We start from the raw sequence: 19,741 nt of genomic DNA, 5'->3' as shown, positions 1-19,741 counted from the left end.
GCCTGCCTGGAAAAAAAGGCGGTGGCAGGCCGTTCGCCAAGGTGCGCGGGAGTCAATGAAAACCTCCGGATTTTTATTGTTACCGCGCTCTAGGCAAAGCCTCCAATATCAGGCATATAATTTGCTTATGTTTGGCGCTCACGCGCCCTGTCGTGGATGGCGCATTGCGCCGGCGAATAAGGTGTTAAGCCCCTGCCATGAAACCATCGCTAGTCCTGAGAATGGGCCAGCAGCTGACGATGACACCGCAGCTGCAACAGGCCATCCGCCTGCTCCAATTGTCGACACTGGACCTGCAACAGGAAATCCAGGAAGCCCTGGAGTCCAATCCGATGCTCGAACGCCAGGAAGAAGGCGACGACTTCGATAATGCAGACCCGCTGGCCGACAACATCGAGCAAAAACCCAATTCCGACGTGCAGGAACCCTCTTACCAGGAAACCGCCCCTACGGTGGACAACCTGGAGGAAGGCGAATGGAACGAACGCATTCCCAACGAACTTCCCGTGGACACCGCCTGGGAAGACGTCTACCAGACCAGCGCCAGCAGCCTGCCCAGCAATGATGACGACGAGTGGGACTTCACCACCCGCACCTCCGCCGGCGAGAGCCTGCAGAGCCACTTGCTGTGGCAATTGAACCTGGCGCCGATGTCCGACACAGATCGCCTGATCGCTGTGACCCTGATCGACTGCATCAACAACCAGGGCTATCTGGACGAGACCCTCGAAGAGATTCTTGAAGCCTTCGACCCGGAACTGGACATCGAACTGGACGAGATCGAAGCCGTCCTGCACCGCATCCAGCAGTTCGAGCCCGCCGACATTGGCGCGCGCAACCTCAGCGAGTGCCTGCTGCTGCAATTGCGCCAGCTGCCCGCCAAGACCCCTTGGCTCGTTGAAGCCCAACGCCTGGTCACCGACTACATCGACCTGCTGGGCAGCCGCGACTACAGCCAGCTGATGCGCCGCATGAAGCTCAAGGAAGACGACCTGCGCCACATCATCGAGCTGGTGCAGAGCCTCAACCCGCGTCCGGGCTCGCAGATCGAGTCCAGCGAAGCCGAATACGTCGTCCCCGATGTGATCGTGCGCAAAGACAACGAACGCTGGCTGGTGGAGCTGAACCAGGAATCGGTGCCGCGCCTGCGGGTCAACCCGCAATATGCCGGTTTCGTCCGTCGCGCCGACACCAGCGCCGACAACACCTTCATGCGCAACCAGTTGCAGGAAGCGCGCTGGTTCATCAAGAGCCTGCAAAGCCGCAACGAAACCCTGATGAAAGTGGCCACGCAAATCGTCGAGCACCAGCGCGGCTTCCTTGAGTACGGCGACGAAGCGATGAAACCGCTGGTCCTGCACGACATCGCAGAAGCGGTGGGCATGCACGAATCAACGATTTCCCGGGTAACGACGCAAAAATTCATGCATACCCCACGGGGTATATATGAGCTGAAATACTTTTTCTCCAGCCATGTCAGCACCTCCGAAGGCGGCGAATGCTCGTCCACGGCGATCCGCGCAATCATCAAAAAACTGGTTGCCGCGGAAAATCAGAAAAAGCCGTTGAGTGACAGCAAGATCGCTGGTTTACTGGAGGCACAAGGCATTCAGGTCGCCCGTCGAACCGTCGCCAAGTACCGCGAGTCCCTTGGGATCGCGCCTTCCAGCGAGCGTAAGCGTTTGATGTGACGGGCAGGCCACAGCGTTCCAGTGGCAGGCATCTCTGCCTGCCGCTTTATGCACTGGCAACGAAGGAGAAGCTGTATGCAAGTCAATATCAGTGGACACCAACTGGAAGTGACCGACGCGCTGCGCACCTATATCGGCGAAAAACTCAAACGAATTGAGGGGCATTTCGACAAGATCACCAACGTGCAAGTCATTATGACTGTCGAAAAGCTGAAGCAGAAAATCGAAGCCACCTTGCGTATACCCGGCGGAGAAGTCGTCGCCAATGCTGAGCATTCTGATATGTATGCCGCCATTGACGACCTGACCGACAAGCTGGATCGCCAAATCAAAAAGCATAAGGAAAAGCAGCAGAGCCTCCTACAGGGCACCGGCCGCTAACACTCCCCACCCATGATCCGACTTGAAACCATCCTGACTCCCGGCCGTTCCCTTGTGAACGCGCCGGGGGGCAGCAAGAAGAAAGCCCTCGAACAGATTGCCAACCTGATCAGCAAACAAGTGCCTGAGCTGGAGATGCAAGATGTCTACGAGGCTCTGATTGCCCGTGAAAAACTCGGCTCGACCGGTTTTGGTAACGGCATCGCCATTCCTCACTGCCGCCTCAAAGGCTGCGAGACACCTGTCAGCGCCCTGCTGCACCTGGACGCTCCCATCGATTTCGACGCCATCGACGGTGCCCCGGTCGACCTGCTGTTCGTGTTGCTGGTCCCGCAAGCCGCCACCGATGCACACCTGGAACTGCTCCGGCAGATCGCCAGCATGCTTGACCGCAAGGAAGTACGCGACAAACTGCGCAGTGCCAGCAGCAATGAGGCGTTGTATCAGGTTGTCCTGGCTGAACAAGACGAGCAGTAATCATGCGTTTGATCATCGTCAGTGGCCGCTCCGGCTCAGGTAAAAGCACCGCCCTCAATGTTCTTGAGGACAACGGCTTCTATTGCATCGACAACCTGCCCGCCGGCCTGCTGCCGGAGTTGGCGGAGCGCGCGCTGATCCACACCGAACTGGCACAGCCGCTGGTCGCCGTGTCGATCGACGCCCGCAACCTGCCCAGCCACCTCTCGCGGTTCCCGGCACTGCTTGAGGAAGTGCGCGCCAAGCACATTCACTGTGATGTGCTGTACCTGGACGCAGACGAAGAAACCCTGCTCAAACGCTTCTCCGAGACCCGTCGACGTCACCCCCTCAGCAGCCCGCATCGTTCGCTGGCCGAAGCCATCGAGGACGAGACCAAGCTGTTGGGGCCGATCATTGACCTCGCCGACCTCAAGATCAACACCACCAGCCTCAACCTGTACCAACTGCGCGATGCCATCAAGCTCCGCCTGCTGAACCAGCCCGAGCCCGGCACGGCCTTTCTGGTCGAGTCGTTTGGCTTCAAGCGTGGCATGCCGGTGGACGCCGATCTGGTATTCGATGTGCGCTGCCTGCCCAATCCTTACTGGAAGCCGGAGTTGCGGGACCAGTCGGGGCTGGATCAGCCGGTGGCGGACTACCTGGCCGCGCAACCGGATGTCGAGGAGATGTTCCAGGACATCTCCAGCTACCTGCTCAAATGGCTACCGCGCTTTGCCGCCAGCAACCGGGCCTATGTCACCATTGCCATCGGCTGCACCGGCGGCCACCACCGTTCCGTCTACCTGACCGAACGCCTGGGCCAGATGCTGCAACAAACCCTCAAGAACGTCCAGGTTCGCCACCGCGACCTTAGCTGAAAGGAACACCCCCGCGATGCCCGTTCTGGAAATTGAAATCATCAACAAGCTGGGCCTGCACGCCCGCGCCTCAGCCAAGTTCGTCGGCATTGCCGGGCAGTTCCCCTGCCAGGTTCGCGCTGGACGCACTCCGGAAACCATGGTCGACGGCAAGAGCATCATGGCGATGATGATGCTCGCCGCCGGCAAGGGCACCAAGATTCATTTGAAGACCGAAGGCGAGCAAGAGCAGGAAGCGATGGACGCCTTGACCAAGCTGATCAATAACTTCTTTGATGAGGGTGAATAAACCCACCCGACGAGACAGAGGCTGAAGCCGCAACAGCTTCAGCCCAATGCAGTATCCATCACCATCATCAAGCAAAACCCGATGCACAGTCCCAGGCTGGCGAGCTTTTCATGGCCATTGCGCCGCGATTCGGGGATCACCTCGTGAGTGACCACCAGCAGCATCGCGCCAGCAGCCAACGCCAAGCCTAACGGCAGCAGCACCTGCGCCAGACTCACCAACCAGGCACAAAGCACTGCGAATATCGGCTCGACCAAGCCCGAAGCCGCACCGATCAGGAACGCCTTGAACCGCGACATCCCTGCCCCGGCCAGCACCAACGCAATCACCAGGCCTTCGGGCACATCCTGCAAAGCGATGCCCATGGCCAGGCTGTCGGCATCCGGCATGCCGCCGCCCGCCGACACGCCAACTGCCATACCCTCCGGGATGTTGTGCGCGATGATGGCAAACACGAACAGCCAGATACGTGGCGGGATCACCGGATGCTCCGGCGTACCGACCAGCATTTCCGGGCTGGCCCCGGAGACCTTGCGATCGACCAGGTACAAGCCGAACGCTCCCAGCATGATGCCAATGCTGATCAAGCCACTCGCGCCCCAAGGGCTGAGCCCCAGGCCTTCAGCGGCGGCAATGCCCGGCACGACCAACGAAAACGCCGTGGCCGCGAGCATCACGCCGGCACCAAAGCCCAGCAAGGTATCGCTCACTGCTGCTGGCATGCGCCGGATAACCAACACCGGTACGGCGCCCAACGCGGTGCCGAGCGCACAGATCGCCCCACCTTGCAGGGCCCGCAGGATGCGCGGCTCCAGGTCCAGCCAGGCGAATCCTTGAGCCACCAGCAATGCAATACCTGCCAATAGCAGCAGCGAGCCAAATGCGTAACGAAACATTCGCACGCTGCTGATCGCCAGTGTTTCAGTACCCATGGTCGGCCTTAGGTCGTGTTATACGGCGTGACATCAGGCCAGGGCGGCCTGGTAGCGGGCGGCGACTTCCGGCCAGTTGATGACACTGTAGAAGGCATTGATGTATTCAGGACGCCGGTTCTGGTACAGCAGGTAGTAGGCGTGTTCCCACACATCCAGGCCGAGGATCGGTGTGTTGCCGCTCATCAGCGGGCTGTCCTGATTGCCGCTGCTCTCCACCACCAGGGTCTTCTGCGGGGTCACGCTCAACCAGGCCCAGCCGCTGCCGAAGCGGCTCAATGCGGCCTTGGTGAAGGCCTCCTTGAAGCTGTCGAAACCGCCCAGTTGCTCATCGATCGCCTGGCCCAGCGCGCCATCGGGTTTGCCGCCGCCTTTGGGTGACATCACCGCCCAGAACAACGAGTGGTTGGCATGCCCACCGCCCTGATTGATCACCGCGGCGCGCAGTTGCTCGGGCAGTTGCTGGACGCTCGACACCAGCTTCTCTACCGGCCAGCCCGCAAACTCGGTGCCCTCCACGGCGGCATTGAGGTTGTTGATGTAAGTCTGGTGGTGCTTGGTGTAGTGAATTTGCATGGTTTGCGCATCGATATGCGGTTCCAGGGCATCGTAGGCGTAAGGCAAGGCAGGCAAGGTGTAGGGCATATCAGTGTGCTCCGTATTGAGGAGGGGTCGGTTGCGCCGCAGTACCGCCCAGCAAGCGATGGGTACGGGGGTATTCGCCGTGATCGCTGATGAAATTCAACAGTTCGACGTAGGTCTTGCTGCTCTGGCGCAACGCCGCGTCGCGCAGTTGCGGGCTGAGGCGCTGGTCCTGCAGCGCCTGTAACAGCCGTTGGTGGATGGCACAAAGGTATTCCGCGCTTTCTTCCGGCTGGTTCAGGCGCAGGTGCAGGTCCGCCAGGTTGTGATGGGAAATGACGCAAGCCGCCACTGCTTCGTCGGCGTTCGCCCAGCGCTCGAACAACACTTGAGCCAGGGCCAGGGCTTGTAAATAGGCTTCGCGAGCGTCGACCAACTCGCCCTGCATAAAGCAGCGATTGGCCCGTTCGATCGTGCGTTTCCAATGCTCCATGGTCAGCCTCCAAAGCAGGGTCGGTGATTACACGCCGCCGGCGGTGAGCTTTTCCGGGTCCAGCAGGACTTCCAGTTGGCTGCGCGGCAAGTCGGTGTGCTCGAGGGCGACATCAATCACCGGGCGACCTTGCTGATAGGCTTGCTTGGCGATTTCAGCGGCCTTTTGGTAACCAATGATCGGGTTGAGTGCGGTCACCAGGATCGGATTGCGCGACAACGCTTCCTTGAGCTTGGCCTCGTTGACCTTGAAACTGGCAATGGCCTTGTCCGCCAGCAGGCGGCTGGAATTGGCCAGCAGTTCGAGGCTGCCGAGCAGGTTCTTGGCGATGATCGGCAGCATCACGTTCAGCTCGAAGTTGCCGGATTGCCCGGCAATGGTGATCACCGTGTCATTGCCGATGACCTGTGCGGCGACCATGGCGGTCGCTTCCGGAATCACTGGGTTGACCTTGCCCGGCATGATCGAAGAACCGGGCTGTAACCCTTCCAGTTCGATTTCGCCCAAACCAGCCAGGGGCCCGGAATTCATCCAGCGCAAGTCGTTGGCGATTTTCATCAATGACACAGCGATCGCTTTCAACTGGCCGGAGACGGCGACGGCGGTGTCCTGGGAGCCGATCAACGCGAAGAGGTTCTTGCCCGGGGTGAATTGCACACCGGTCAGGCTGCTCAGCTGCTGGCTGAAACGCAGCGCAAACTCCGGATGCGCGTTGATCCCGGTACCGACAGCCGTGCCGCCCTGGGCCAGGGCTTGCAGGCTGGGCAACAGGTCCTGCAGGTGCGCAATATTGGCCTTGAGCTGCTGCGCCCAGCCATTGAGCACCTGGCTCATACGCACGGGCATGGCGTCCATCAGGTGCGTGCGACCGGTCTTGATGAAGGGGTGGACCTCTTCGGCCTTCCGTTCGATGACCTGCACCAGATGCAGCAACGCAGGCAGCGTTTGCTCATGCAGCACCAACGCCGCACTGACGTGGATGGTGGTCGGGATGATGTCGTTGCTGCTTTGGCCGCAGTTCACGTGATCGTTGGGGTTGACCGCCTCACCGAGCAAACGGCTGGCCAGGGTCGCGATCACTTCGTTGGCGTTCATATTGGAACTGGTGCCGGAACCGGTCTGAAAGATATCCACCGGAAAGTGCGGCATGAAGTCACCGTCCAGCAAGCCCAGGGCAGCATCGACAATGGCCTTGCCCTGCCCTTCGCTGATCTGCTTGAGATCGACGTTGACCTTGGCCGCTGCCACTTTGGCCAGGATCAGCGCACGAATGAACGGCGCCGGCATGCGCTGGTGGCTGATCGGAAAGTTGTTCACCGCGCGCTGGGTTTGCGCGCCGTACAAGGCCTCGGCAGGGACTTGCAGTTCACCCATACTGTCGCGTTCGATACGGTTATTACTCATCGGAAGATCCTTGCACCCAGTCAGAAACGGAAATCGAAGGCAGCAATTCGCACGTCGCCAATTGCCAGGCAAAGGCCTGCCAGCGCTTGAGGCGGCAGGCACAGTGGGAGAGTGTTTCCAGATCGTGCAGCGGGCGCCAGGCCTGGTCCAGGCACTGGGATCGCCAATGCCACGGCAAGGCAATGTCCGTGGCGGTGTCGATCAGCAGGCGGAAAGCCGTTTCAGCGATCGTCCACGGATGAGTCGCGGTGCAACAGGCGAGGTATCGACCTTCATTGAGGTAATGTTCGATCAGGCGCGGTTCATTGGGATCGAGGCAGCAGCGAATCTGACGACTCATCCAACGCCAGCTTTCCAGGTAGGGGTCCTCATGCAGGACAGCATTCATGATCCGCACTCATTCGATAATGATATTTATTATTAAATGATATTGATAATCAACACAAGAGTGACAAGCCAATCAACCTGGAATGCAGCCACAAAAAAAGGCGCGCCATCCTGCAGATGGCGCGCCTTTTGGTGAAGCGTCGGAAGGATTAACTACCGGCGACCGTCATCCGCTCGATCAGGACCGAACCTGTGCGGATATTGCTGCGCAGTTCCAGGTCGTTACCCACGGCAACGATCTGCTTGAACATGTCGCGCATATTGCCGGCGATGGTCACTTCCTGGACAGCAAACTGAATCTCACCGTTTTCTACCCAGAAACCCGCCGCGCCACGGGAATAATCACCGGTGACCATGTTCAAGCCCTGGCCCATCAATTCAGTCACCAGCAGGCCACGCCCCATGCGTCGCAACAGCGCCGCCTGGTCTTCCTCGCCGTGGGTCACGAACAGGTTATGCACGCCACCAGCGTTCGCGGTGCTCGGCAGGCCCAGTTTGCGCCCGGCATACGTGCCCAGCACGTAGGAGACCAACTCACCGTTTTCGACGAACGGCTTGGCATAGGTCGCCAGGCCATCGCCGTCGAACGACGAACTGCCCATGGCCCGCATCAGGTGTGGACGCTCGTCGATGGTCAGCCACTGCGGAAACAGCTTCTGGCCAATCGCACCTTCGAGGAACGACGATTTGCGGTACAGGTTGCCGCCGGAAATCGCCCCCAGGAAACTGCCGAACAGACCGCCGGCCAGCTCCGCCGAAAACAGCACCGGCACTTCACAGGTCGGCACCGGGCGGGCGCCCAGGCGGCTCGCGGCACGTTGCGCGGCACGCCGGCCAATGCTGACCGGATCGGCCAGCAACTCGCCCTGACGGTTCACGTCGTACCAGTAATCGCGCTGCATCTGGCCGTTGGCTTCGGCGATCATCACGCAACTCAGGCTGTGACGCGTCGACGCATAACCGCCGATAAAACCATGGCTGTTGCCGTACACGCGGCAGCCCTGGTGGGTGCTCAAGGTGGTGCCGTCGGCATTCTTGATCCGCGGGTCGGCATCGAACGCCGCCGCTTCGCAGGTCAGCGCTTGTTCGATGGCTTGTTCCGGGGTGATGTCCCAGGCATGGAACAGGTCGAAATCCTGCAGATCCTTGGCCATCAACGCCTTGTCGGCCAGGCCCGAGCTTTCATCCTCGGACGTGTGCTTGGCAATCGCCAATGCGGCGGCCACCGTCTCGCGAATCGCTTCCGGCCCACTCGCCGAGGTGCTGGCCGAGCCTTTGCGCTGGCCGACGTACAAGGTGATACCAAACCCCTGGTCGCGGTTGAATTCGACGGTTTCGACTTCCCGCTGACGTACCGACGTCGACAGCCCCTGCTCCAGGGACACAGCCACCTCGCAGGCACTGGCCCCCTGGCGCTTGGCCTCGGCAAGGATCTGCTCGACTTGTTCCTGCAGTGCCGGTAACGCTTGCGGACCGACGCTTTGGGCTGCACTCATGGTTTTCTCCACTCAAATTCTGCTTTCGGTTAAGGCCATCGAGCGACCGGGCCGGACAAGCGGCCCCCGACTGGTTATCATGGCGGCGTTTCTTTGCGGACTGCCACCATGGTTGATTCTTACGACGACTCCCTCGATGGGGAGAAAAGCAAAACCCAGGTCAAACGCGAGCTGCATGCTCTGGTTGACCTCGGCGAGCGCCTTACAACGCTCAAGCCGGACTTGATTGCAAAACTGCCTCTGACCGACGAAATGCGCCGGGCTCTGGCGGATGCACCCAAGCACACCGCGAATATCGCGCGTAAACGGCACATCATGTTCATCGGCAAGCTGATGCGCGATCAGGACACTGACGCGATTCTGACCCTGCTCGATCAACTCGATGCCTCCACTCGCCAGTACAACGAACGCTTCCACAACCTGGAACGTTGGCGTGACCGCCTGATCTCGGGCGATGACGCGGTGCTGGAGAAATTCGTACTGGACTACCCGGACGCGGACCGCCAGCAACTGCGCTCCCTGATCCGTCAGGCCCAGCACGAACTGGCGCAAAACAAGGCGCCGGCCACCAGCCGTAAAATCTTCAAGTACATCCGTGAGCTGGACGAGACTCAACGCGGCCTGCGTTGATCCTCTTCCCCGGGTGGCGGTCTTCGCCACCCGAAGCTCCCGCTCTTACGACCCCGTGCCACCCACGGTGATCGCATCAATTTTCAAGGTTGGCTGACCCACGCCCACCGGCACCGACTGCCCATCCTTGCCGCACGTACCCACGCCGCTGTCCAATGCCAGGTCGTTACCGACCATCGACACCTTGCTCATCGCTTCCGGCCCGTTGCCAATCAACGTCGCGCCTTTGACCGGCACGGTAATCTTGCCGTCTTCGATCAGGTACGCCTCGCTGGTGGAGAACACGAACTTGCCGCTGGTGATGTCCACCTGGCCGCCGCCGAGGTTGGCGCAGTAGATCCCGCGTTTGACCGAGGCGATGATTTCCGCCGGGTCACTTTCGCCGGCGAGCATGTAAGTGTTGGTCATGCGCGGCATCGGCAGGTGCGCGTAGGATTCGCGACGGCCGTTACCGGTACGCGCCACGCCCATCAGGCGGGCGTTGAGCTTGTCTTGCATGTAACCCTTGAGCACGCCGTTTTCGATCAGCGTGGTGCATTCGGTCGGCGTGCCTTCGTCATCGATGTTCAACGAGCCACGGCGACCGGCCAGGGTGCCGTCATCGACAATGGTGCACAGCTTGGAGGCGACCATCTCGCCCATGCGCCCGCTGTAGGCCGAACTGCCCTTGCGGTTGAAGTCGCCTTCCAGGCCATGGCCCACGGCTTCGTGGAGCAGTACGCCGGACCAGCCCGAACCCAACACCACCGGCAAGGTGCCAGCCGGTGCGGGGATGGCTTCCAGGTTGACCAGCGCCTGGCGCAGCGCTTCACGGGCATAGCCCATGGCGCGGTCCTCGGCGAGGAAATAACGGTAGTCGGTACGCCCGCCGCCGCCGTGCCCACCGCGCTCGCGGCGGCCGTTCTGTTCGACGATCACGCTGACGTTGAAACGCACCAGCGGCCGCACATCCGCCGCCAGGCCGCCGTCGGTGGACGCCACCAGGATGCGTTCCCACACCCCGGCCATGCTCACCGTGACTTGCTGGATACGCGGGTCGAGGGCGCGGGTCGCGGCATCGATACGCTTGAGCAGATCGACTTTTTCTGCGCGGCTGATCACTTCCAGGGGGTTATCCGGCGCGTACAACTGGGCCACGTCCTGGGTGCTGAATGCCTGCACCGTACCGTTCTGGCCGGCGCGGGAAATCGAACGGGCAGCCCGGGCGGCCAGGCCCAAGGCTTCCAGGGTGATCGCGTTGCTGTAGGCGAAACCGGTTTTTTCACCGGATTGCGCGCGCACGCCGACACCCTGGTCGAGGTTGAAACTGCCTTCCTTGACGATCCCGTCTTCCAAAGCCCACGACTCGGAAATCTGCCCCTGGAAATACAGGTCGGCCGCGTCGATGCCCGGCCCGGCCAGATCGCCCAGCACGGTTTGCAGGCTTTCGATGGTCACGCCACCGGGTGCCAGGAGGTGTTCGCTGACTGAGGACAACAACTCGCTCATAGGTTTGGCCTTAAATTCATCGTTCTGAAGCAGGCCGCTGCGCGCCCTGCGAGAAAAAGCGCCGGTGGTTGACCACCGGCATGCGCGCCCGTATCGACGCCTGTTCACTGCTGTCGCGTTCGGCCAGCAACACCGCTTCGCCTTGATCCTGTTGCGTCAGTACGCGCCCCCAGGGGTCGACAATCGCCGCGTGGCCATAAGTCTCCCGTGGCCCCGGATGCACCCCGCCCTGGGCGGCCGCCAGCAGATAGCACTGGGTCTCGATGGCCCGCGCGCGAATCAGCACATCCCAATGGGCGGCACCGGTGACCGCGGTGAAGGCCGAGGGCGCGGTAATCAGTTCAGCCCCCGCCGCACGCAACTCGCCGTACAACTCCGGGAAGCGCAGGTCGTAACACACCGTCAGGCCCAAGCGGCCGACCGGCGTATCCGCCACCACAACGTTGCTCCCGAAAGCATAGTCATCGGATTCACGATAGCGACCGCGCGCGTCCGCCACGTCGACATCGAACAAATGCAGCTTGTCGTAGCGGGCGACGATCTCGCCATGCTCATCGATCAGCAACGAGCAGGCGTTGGCCTTGGCGTTCGGTTGATCCTTGGGCGGCAGCGGCAAAGTGCCAGCCACTATCCATAAGGTGAGGTCGCGGGCGGTCTGTTTCAACCATGGCAGGATCGGTCCTTCACCCAACGCCTCGGCGCGGCCGATGTCGGCCACATCGCGGCGGCCCATGGCGGCGAAGTTTTCCGGCAGCACCGCCAGCCGCGCACCCTTTGCCGCCGCTTGCTCCAGCAGGCGCCGGGCCTGGGCCAGGTTGGCCAGCACATCGCTCTGGCTGACCATTTGAATTACCGCAAAGGACATGGGCCGACACTCCATAAATGGCATGCAGCCATGCTACTCCACAGGCTCTCAGTTTGGTTTTTCAAATGGCTTGTCGAAGCTGATTTTCGGGTCTTTCCATGGTCCTTCGACTTTGTACTGCACGCTGGCAAACCGCGAAACCCGGTCGCCGATCAGCTTGTCGATCAGGAACAGCGCGCCACCAATGGCCGGCGCGCCGACAATCAGCGCGGCGATCGGCAGGTTGTTGGTCACCGGCAATGTCACCAGCAGCTTGGCATCCACGCGATCAGCCACCAGGTCCAGGGTGCCATTAAGCTCCAGGTTGCTCGACGGCCCCGTCAGGGTGATCGGCTCTCGGGTCACAAACACCCCGTTGCTGGCCGCGAGTAAGCCTTTGACCCGGTCATAACTCAAGCCTTTGCCGAGCAGGTCGGAGAAGTCCAGGCGCAACCGACGGCCGATGGAGTTGAAGTTAAGCAGGCCGAACACCCGCAGCGCCTGGGCGCCACCTTCCACTTCAACGAACTGGCCTTTGCGGAATGTTGCATCCAGGCTGCCGGAAAAACGCTTGGGCCCGACCCAGGCGGGGGAGCCCGGCCAACGACCGTCCACGTCCAGGTGGAAATCTTCACTGGTCACGGTAGGCGCAAAGCCCCAGCCCTTGAGGACATCGGCAATGTTCTTGCCATCCAGGCGCCCTTTGTACCAACTGCTGCTGTCGCCCGGCGCGCCTTCCCAACCACCAGCGCCCTTGAGCAGCATGCCCTTGAGGCCCAGGTCCAGGTTGTTGAAGGCCAGGCCCTTGGCGGTCGGTCGGATCTTCAGCGACCACGCGCCGATCAGGTCCGGCCCCTGGAACAGTTGATCAATGCTGATGTCCAGCGCTGGAATATCCTTGGGATCGATGTCGGCCAATGGGTCCGGCGCATTTTCATCCGCCTGTACCGTCGGGTCCACCGCCGGCAGTTTCACGTACTGCAGGTTGACCGCGATGGGTGCGCCCTTGGCGTCCGACAGGTTGACCGTGCCCTTGGCCTGCTGGCTGTCGAACTGCAGGCCCCATGCCGAGGGTTTACGGTCAAGCTGGAGGTTGACCTGGTCGAACTGCTGCCCAAAACCAGTCAACTTGCCCACCTTGAAGTCGGCGCCGCTCAACAGCTGTTTCGCGCTGCCTCCCGGGTCGTTGCCCGCGTAGCGATCGATGAGTTTCTTCCACGGGTCGATGTCCAGTTCCGACAGCACACCGCGAATGCGAAGGCCCTTGCCACCGGGCAGCAGCGCATCGCCATCGCCGAGAAACAACTCGCCGCGGCCGTCGCTGAATTTATCCGGCGGCGCAGCAAAGGTGAAGTTCGCCAGGTCGCCGTAATCGAACCAGTAGCGGCGTTCGGCGCCCTGCAAGGTCATGCGGAACACGCTGTCACGGCCCTGGCTGGCCGCCATGCCGAACGGCGCTGGCAGGTCCACTGCCACGCCTTTGAGGTTGGAGCTGACCCTCAACTGGCTGTCGGCACCGTCCAGATTGAGCTGCAACTGGTACGGAATATCACCAGACACCGGCAGCGGCTGGCTGATTTTCAACCAGTCCGTCAGACGCTTGACCGTGACCTGGCCTTTGGCGGTAACGCGGGTGCTGATACTGCCCGGCTTGCCATCCGCGAAGATCTGCGCGGTGATCGGCCGATCGAAGGCTTGCGCCGTGATGTTCTGCCCACTCAGGCCCTTGGCGCTGTCGAAGCGGAAATCCCCCTTGAGCTGGCTCAGGTCCAGTGGCGGTTCAGCCAATTGCAGGCGCGCCTTGTCGGTCTGGAAATCCACCACGATCTTCGGTTCGGTGCCCTTGGCCAGCGGGATATCCAGGTCCAGCTTGCCCTGTAGATCGCCCTCGCCTTTCCAACCGGCAAAGGTCGAAGCGGTGCCTATCGGCGCTTCCTGGAGGATTTTCACGCCATCACCCAGGCCACCGGCAAACTCACCGGTGAGCAGCAAGTGGCTGTCCTTGCCCGCGGGCGCGTGGGGGATATTGACGTAGATGTCCTTGACGCCGGTATCGAGCAGTTGGCCCTTGCTGGCCAGGATGCGGACACCGCTCTCCTCGACAAACACTTCGCCGTTGACCTTGCTCACATGGGGCCAGCCCGGCTGGAACGCCAACTCAGCGTCATGCACCTTGAAAAACAGGCTGATATTGCGCGAAGCCGGCAACGCGCCGTGATTCAGCGAGCCTTGGTACTGGAAGAAGCCTTCATCGACCGCGCCTTTGAGAATCGCGGTACGCAGCCATTCATCCAGCGCCGGGCTCAGCACCGCCGGCAGGTATTTAGGCGTGAAACGTCCATCGCCATCGACCATGCCGACCCGCAGGTCCATGTAGTCTTCCTGGCTATTGTCGAAATGCAGGCGAATCAGGAAGTCGGCGGCGACCTTGCCTTCCTCGCCCAGCACCTTGATATACGGCGCGATCAGGGTGAAACCTTGCTGATCGAGCTTCCAGGTCAGGCGCGCATTGGCCTGGATGTACTGCCAGGGCTTGGCGAAGATCGGGTCGAGGTGCAAGGAAAAGTCCTTGCTGTCCATGCGCAGCTCGCCCTGCCCCAGGTCGCCGCTGATGCTACCGGAAACGTTGCGTGCGGCAGGGGCGCCGAAGTAGGCGTCGAAGCCTACCCGCTCGAGGTTGGCGGCAAAGCTGACTTTCTGATCGGTCGTGTCCTGCGGACGAAAATCCACCAGCACATTGCGCAGCAGACCGGTGGCCTTGAGGTGTTCGATCGTCTTGGCGAAACCTTCCGGCAACGGCGCCAAGGCATTGAGCAACGGGGTGATCGGGGTCAGGTCGAGGCGATCGGCCTGCAGGTTCCAGACTTCCTGCGCCTTGTCGGTGGCCAGGCGTTGCTGCAATTGCAGACGCGATTCCCAACGGCTATCGCCGATGTTCATCGCCAACGAATCGAACAGCACCTTGAGGCCGCTCTCACTGCGTTGCAGGTAGGCGGTCAGGGCGAGGTTTTCAATGTGGACCGGCTTGCGGTCAGCGTAGCTGCCCTTCACTTGCGGCGAGTTGAGGCGCACCACCGCGCTTTGCACGGTGCCTTTGGCCCAGGTCAGCCAGAATTCACCGCCAGCCTTGAACTGCGTGAGTTTCCACTGCTGGGTCAACCGGGCCGGAACCCATTTGGCCCAATCGCTCTGGGGCAGGCTCAGGTAGGCCTGGACCTCAGCGTCTTTCCAGGCACTGGCGCGGATCTGCGTGCGCAGGCTCAGGGCCAGGGGTTGGCCATCCGGCAGGGTCAGGCGGGCGTCCAGGCGTTGGCGGGTCGCGCCCGTTTGCAAGCTCAGGCCCACATACGTGAAGGTCAGCGGAGCCTGGTCGAACGGCTGCAACGTGACCTGGCTATCCAGCAACGACACGCGCTGGACACTCTGCATGCGCTTGAGCAACTGCTCCGGGTCCAGCGGCTGGTCGTCCTGCACCGGCAGGCCTTGCAGCGCCCAGTGGCCATCCTTGTCTTCCCTGGCGCTCAGTTGCAGGCCGCTGACTTCCAGGTGGGCAATACGCACGTCGCGCGCCATCAGGCTGGCCCAGATGTCCGGCACCACCTGCACCTGGTCCAGGCGCAAGGCATTGCTGCCCTCGCCCACCATCACGTCATGGGCCAGCAACACAGGGGCAAAACCGCTCCAGCGGCCTTCAAGGCGACCGATCTGCAGCGGCATATCCACCGCGGCCTGGGCCTTGGCTTCGATTTCTGCACGGTATTCGGCGACCAGCGGGGTCAATTCACGCCCCAGGCTCACGTACAGCGCCGCCAATACCAGCAGCAGGGCGCACAGGCCCAGGCCCCAGCGGGTCAAAGCGGCAAAAAAGCGTGTCAGACGCTCCATGTCAAGCGACCCTCAGGCAGTAGTCGGACCGCAGATCCAGGTCTGTCGGGTTCAGGGAAAGCCAATGAATGAAAATCAGAGCAGCACCACGTCGTATTGTTCCTGGGAGTACATGGTTTCGACCTGAAAACGAATGGTGCGCCCGATAAAACCTTCCAGTTCAGCCACGTTACCGGACTCTTCATCCAGCAAGCGGTCGACCACTTTCTGGTTGGCAAGCACTCTATAACCTTCAGCCTGGTAGGCTCGTGCCTCTCGTAGGATTTCCCGGAAAATCTCGTAGCAAACCGTTTCAGGGGTCTTCAATTTACCGCGCCCCTGGCAACTGCTGCACGGCTCGCACAGCACTTGCTCGAGACTTTCGCGGGTGCGCTTGCGGGTCATCTGCACCAGGCCCAGCTCGGTGATGCCGATAATGTTGGTCTTGGCGTGATCACGTTCCAGCTGCTTCTCGAGGGTGCGCAGCACCTGACGCTGGTGTTCTTCATCTTCCATGTCGATGAAGTCGATAATGATAATCCCGCCCAGGTTGCGCAGGCGCAATTGGCGGGCAATCGCAGTGGCCGCTTCGAGGTTGGTCTTGAAGATGGTCTCTTCAAGGTTGCGGTGCCCCACGAACGCACCGGTGTTGACGTCGATGGTGGTCATGGCTTCGGCCGGGTCCACCACCAGGTAGCCACCGGACTTGAGCGGCACTTTGCGTTCGAGGGCTTTCTGGATTTCGTCTTCGACGCCATACAGGTCGAAGATCGGCCGCTCGCCAGGGTAATGCTCCAGGCGGTCAGCAATTTCCGGCATCAGTTCGGCAACAAATTGCGTGGTGCGCTGGAAGGTTTCCCGCGAGTCGATGCGAATTTTCTCGATCTTGGGGCTGACCAAATCACGCAAGGTGCGCAGGGCCAGGCCCAGGTCTTCATAGATCACGCTGGGGGCGCCGACGGTCTTGATCTGTGCGCCGATCTGGTCCCACAGGCGCCGCAGATAGCGGATATCCATGAGGATTTCATCGGCACCGGCGCCTTCGGCGGCGGTGCGCAGGATAAACCCACCCGCTTCCTTGATGCCCTCGGCGGCAACGCAGTCGCTGACCACTTTTTTCAGACGCTCGCGCTCGGCTTCGTCTTCAATCTTCAGGGAAATGCCGACATGGGCGGTGCGCGGCATGTACACCAGGTAGCGCGAAGGAATCGACAGTTGCGTGGTCAGCCGCGCACCTTTGGAGCCAATGGGGTCCTTGGTGACTTGCACCACCAGGCTCTGCCCTTCATGCACCAGGGCGCTGATGCTTTCCACCGCCGGGCCTTCACGCAGGGAAATTTCCGAGGCATGGATAAACGCGGCGCGGTCCAGGCCGATATCGACGAAGGCGGCCTGCATGCCGGGCAATACGCGCACGACCTTGCCTTTATAGATGTTGCCGACGATCCCGCGCTTCTGGGTGCGCTCGACGTGAACTTCCTGCAGAACACCGTTCTCTACCACCGCCACGCGCGATTCCATCGGCGTGATATTGATCAGAATCTCTTCACTCATGGCTGGGTCTCGTTCAGGCGTTTTCACAATAGTGGCCGATCGCTTAAGGCTGGGCGCTGGTGTACGGCGTTCAGCGCGCGGTAAGGTTTTGCCAACAGGGTATGCCGAATTGGCCAAGCAACTGCGCGGTTTCGCACACCGGCAAGCCGACCACGGCGGAATAACTGCCATTGAGCCCGGCCACGAACACCGAGCCCAGCCCCTGGATAGCATAACCCCCGGCCTTGTCCTGAGGTTCGCCACTGTGCCAGTAGCTTGTAGCCTCCTCGACAGAAATCCCACGAAAAAGTACGCGACTGCTTACACATCGGGTGTCACAGCGCTGACCGTCCGTGAGAGCAACTGCCGTCAGCACTTCATGTTCACGCCCTGCCAGCGCCAGCAACATGGCCAGGCCGTCGGCCTGATCCAGCGGTTTGCCAAGGATCTGGCCGTCGACGATCACCGCCGTGTCGGCGCCCAGCACACAGGCCCCGGAGATTTCCCCGAGGGCAGCGAAACCCGCCGCGGCCTTGGCGCACGCCAGACGCTCGACGTAGGAAACAGGAGATTCGTTGGTAAGAGGCGTTTCATCAATCGCGGCGCTGACCACGGTGAACGGCACACCGATCTGGGTCAGCAGTTCACGCCGCCTTGGGGAGCCCGAGGCCAGATAAAGCGAATTCATTGCAGACTCTCCCTGTGGGGTTCGATAACCAGGCAGAGCCTCGCAATCCATTCAATTGATTTTATAGCGACGACATAACCCGCGCAGACCGAAACTGACCCACGGCCACAGCAACGCGCTGACCAGGGCCGGCAACACCAGTGCCAAGGTCGGCTGTCGGTTGCCGGTCAAGGCACTGAGCCACAGCTGCACCAACTGCGCCAGGCCGAAGATCACCAGGATCACCAGGCACTGTTGCCACATCGGGAACATGCGCAGGCGCTGCTGCAATGAGAGCACCAGGAAGGTGATCAAGGTCAGGATCAACGCGTTCTGCCCCAGCAAGGTGCCATAGAGCACATCTTCCGCCAAGCCCAGAAACATTGCCGTGACCATGCCCACTTGGTGCGGCAGGTTCAGCGACCAGAATGCGAGCAGCAGGGCCAGCCAGAGCGGACGCAGGATTTCCATGAACTGCGGCAGCGGCGAAACACTGAGCAGCAAGCCGAGAGCAAAGGTCAGCCAGACGATCCAGCCATTGTGCGAATGAGTACCGGCCATTATTCCTCCCTCTGCCGCGTGGTTGCCCGGGCGGCGGGCGTCGCGGGCGCAGGCGCGGCGGCCGGCGGTTTGGTCGCCGCCGGTTTCACCGGGCGAGCGCTGTGAGCGGCCGGCTTGGCTGGCGTGGCCACGGGCGCAGTCACCGCCGGCGCTGTTGCAGGCGGTGTGGCTGGCGCGGGTTTGGGTACGGTCGCCGGGATGATCGGCGCGGTGCCATTGCGTTTGTCTTCCGCTTCCTGGGCCTGAGCGGCGTCGTTGGCGCGCTCTTCCGGGGTGCGGTTGTCGCTGAAGACCAGCAACAGGTAGCGGCTGCGGTTCAGCGCGGCCGTCGGCACGGCGCGGACAATCGCGAAAGGCTGGCCGGAGTCGTGGATCACTTCCTTGACCGTCGCCACCGGATAACCCGCCGGGAAGCGCTGACCCAGGCCGGAACTGACCAGCAGGTCGCCTTCCTTGATATCCGCGGTGTCGGCCACATGACGCAGTTCCAGCCGCTCCGGGTTACCCGTACCGCTGGCAATCGCGCGCAGGCCGTTGCGGTTGACCTGCACCGGAATGCTGTGGGTGGTGTCTGTCAGCAGCAATACCCGCGATGTGTAGGGCATCAACTCGACCACCTGCCCCATCAGGCCACGGGCATCGAGTACCGGCTGGCCGAGGACCACACCGTCGCGCTCACCCTTGTTGATGATGATGCGATGGGTAAAGGGGTTGGGGTCCATGCCGATCAACTCGGCGACTTCGACCTTCTCGTTGACCAGAGCGGAGGAGTTGAGCAACTCGCGCAGCCGAACGTTCTGCTCGGTGAGGGCCGCCAGCTTTTGCATGCGCCCCTGCAGCAGCAGGTTTTCAGTCTTGAGTTTTTCGTTCTCGGCGACCAGCTCGGTGCGGCTGCCGAATTGGCTGGCCACGCCCTGGTAGAGACGTTGTGGCAGGTCGGTGATCCAGTAAGTCTGCATCAACACCAGCGACATCTGGCTACGCACAGGCTTGAGCAGTGCAAAGCGAGCATCGACCACCATCAGCGCGACCGAAAGCACGACCAGCACCAATAAGCGCACGCCCAATGAGGGGCCTTTGGCGAAAAGCGGTTTAATAGGCCGCTCCTCCCAGGCAAATGTTCTCTCTATTCATACGGCATCTAACCGGCCTGGATGCAGAT

General features: G+C 61.3%; 19 protein-coding genes. 6 read left to right on the top strand and 13 right to left on the bottom strand.

Annotation, left to right across the window (positions count from 1 at the left end; translation table 11 throughout):
• Positions 1-197 precede the first annotated feature (197 nt).
• The 5 genes from INT12_RS07685 (at position 198) to INT12_RS07665 (ending at position 3,698) form a co-directional block, all read left to right on the top strand.
• Positions 198-1,691, top strand: a complete 1,494-nt coding sequence (locus INT12_RS07685) for an RNA polymerase factor sigma-54 (protein ID WP_193058808.1) — start codon at positions 198-200, stop codon at positions 1,689-1,691.
• 75 nt (positions 1,692-1,766) lie between these two features.
• Positions 1,767-2,072 carry a ribosome hibernation-promoting factor, HPF/YfiA family gene (gene hpf / locus INT12_RS07680; protein WP_017845983.1) on the top strand — a complete coding sequence of 102 codons (306 nt, stop codon included), beginning with the start codon at positions 1,767-1,769 and terminating at the stop codon, positions 2,070-2,072.
• 12 nt (positions 2,073-2,084) lie between these two features.
• Entirely contained in the window at positions 2,085-2,549 is a 465-nt protein-coding gene (gene ptsN, locus INT12_RS07675; protein ID WP_026139903.1) for a PTS IIA-like nitrogen regulatory protein PtsN, read from the top strand.
• Positions 2,550-2,551: 2 nt separating this feature from the next.
• A complete protein-coding gene (gene rapZ / locus INT12_RS07670) occupies positions 2,552-3,409 on the top strand; it encodes an RNase adapter RapZ (RefSeq protein ID WP_017845985.1) in 858 nt (285 codons plus the stop codon).
• Between the two features lie 16 nt (positions 3,410-3,425).
• Complete coding sequence (locus tag INT12_RS07665; RefSeq protein ID WP_017845986.1) at positions 3,426-3,698, top strand: HPr family phosphocarrier protein; 273 nt, start codon at positions 3,426-3,428, stop codon at positions 3,696-3,698.
• Positions 3,699-3,736: 38 nt separating this feature from the next.
• Here the strand turns inward: INT12_RS07665 and INT12_RS07660 are convergent, their stop codons facing one another.
• The 6 genes from INT12_RS07660 to pmbA form a co-directional block, all read right to left on the bottom strand.
• Positions 3,737-4,630 (bottom strand): ZIP family metal transporter, encoded by an 894-nt coding sequence (locus INT12_RS07660; RefSeq protein WP_046384678.1) that lies wholly within the window; start codon positions 4,628-4,630, stop codon positions 3,737-3,739.
• Positions 4,631-4,663: 33 nt separating this feature from the next.
• On the bottom strand, positions 4,664-5,275 hold the full coding sequence (locus INT12_RS07655; RefSeq protein WP_193039762.1) for a superoxide dismutase: 612 nt from the start codon (positions 5,273-5,275) through the stop codon (positions 4,664-4,666).
• A gap of 1 nt (position 5,276) precedes the next feature.
• Positions 5,277-5,705, bottom strand: coding sequence for a hypothetical protein (locus INT12_RS07650; RefSeq protein WP_017845989.1), 429 nt, complete (start codon positions 5,703-5,705; stop codon positions 5,277-5,279).
• Positions 5,706-5,732: 27 nt separating this feature from the next.
• Entirely contained in the window at positions 5,733-7,109 is a 1,377-nt protein-coding gene (locus INT12_RS07645; RefSeq protein WP_193058807.1) for a class II fumarate hydratase, read from the bottom strand.
• The gene (locus INT12_RS07640) at positions 7,102-7,497 is read right to left on the bottom strand and encodes a FagA protein (protein ID WP_104903938.1); all 396 of its coding nucleotides are present in this window, start codon (positions 7,495-7,497) and stop codon (positions 7,102-7,104) included. Before INT12_RS07640 ends, INT12_RS07645 begins: the two co-directional genes overlap by 8 nt.
• A 148-nt stretch (positions 7,498-7,645) precedes the next feature.
• Positions 7,646-8,992 carry a metalloprotease PmbA gene (gene pmbA, locus INT12_RS07635; protein WP_017845992.1) on the bottom strand — a complete coding sequence of 449 codons (1,347 nt, stop codon included), beginning with the start codon at positions 8,990-8,992 and terminating at the stop codon, positions 7,646-7,648.
• A gap of 108 nt (positions 8,993-9,100) precedes the next feature.
• Here pmbA and yjgA point away from each other — a divergent pair, with 108 nt between their 5' ends.
• Positions 9,101-9,622: a ribosome biogenesis factor YjgA gene (yjgA, locus tag INT12_RS07630; protein ID WP_010567685.1), complete on the top strand. Its 522-nt coding sequence runs from the start codon at positions 9,101-9,103 to the stop codon at positions 9,620-9,622.
• A 45-nt stretch (positions 9,623-9,667) separates the two neighbouring features.
• Here yjgA and tldD read toward each other — a convergent pair whose 3' ends face one another.
• The 7 genes from tldD to mreC form a co-directional block, all read right to left on the bottom strand.
• A complete protein-coding gene (tldD, locus tag INT12_RS07625) occupies positions 9,668-11,110 on the bottom strand; it encodes a metalloprotease TldD (RefSeq protein WP_046384681.1) in 1,443 nt (480 codons plus the stop codon).
• Between the two features lie 16 nt (positions 11,111-11,126).
• Positions 11,127-11,975 (bottom strand): carbon-nitrogen hydrolase family protein, encoded by an 849-nt coding sequence (locus INT12_RS07620; protein ID WP_046484651.1) that lies wholly within the window; start codon positions 11,973-11,975, stop codon positions 11,127-11,129.
• A 48-nt stretch (positions 11,976-12,023) separates the two neighbouring features.
• On the bottom strand, positions 12,024-15,839 hold the full coding sequence (locus tag INT12_RS07615; RefSeq protein WP_046484653.1) for a YhdP family protein: 3,816 nt from the start codon (positions 15,837-15,839) through the stop codon (positions 12,024-12,026).
• Positions 15,840-15,914: 75 nt separating this feature from the next.
• Positions 15,915-17,372 carry a ribonuclease G gene (gene rng / locus INT12_RS07610; protein ID WP_010567681.1) on the bottom strand — a complete coding sequence of 486 codons (1,458 nt, stop codon included), beginning with the start codon at positions 17,370-17,372 and terminating at the stop codon, positions 15,915-15,917.
• A gap of 70 nt (positions 17,373-17,442) precedes the next feature.
• Positions 17,443-18,039, bottom strand: a complete 597-nt coding sequence (locus INT12_RS07605; RefSeq protein WP_126585796.1) for a Maf family protein — start codon at positions 18,037-18,039, stop codon at positions 17,443-17,445.
• A 51-nt stretch (positions 18,040-18,090) separates the two neighbouring features.
• Positions 18,091-18,579, bottom strand: a complete 489-nt coding sequence (mreD, locus tag INT12_RS07600) for a rod shape-determining protein MreD (RefSeq protein WP_026139904.1) — start codon at positions 18,577-18,579, stop codon at positions 18,091-18,093.
• Complete coding sequence (gene mreC / locus INT12_RS07595; protein WP_079442865.1) at positions 18,579-19,676, bottom strand: rod shape-determining protein MreC; 1,098 nt, start codon at positions 19,674-19,676, stop codon at positions 18,579-18,581. The genes mreD and mreC overlap by 1 nt, the downstream gene beginning before the upstream one ends.
• Between the last annotated feature and the right edge of the window lie 65 nt (positions 19,677-19,741).

It is taken from the genome of Pseudomonas sp. K8 (genome assembly GCF_014889455.1).
GTDB lineage: Bacteria > Pseudomonadota > Gammaproteobacteria > Pseudomonadales > Pseudomonadaceae > Aquipseudomonas > Aquipseudomonas veronii.
The sequence above is the reverse complement of the archived record's forward strand: the minus strand, read 5'-3'. Positions and strand labels throughout refer to the sequence as shown.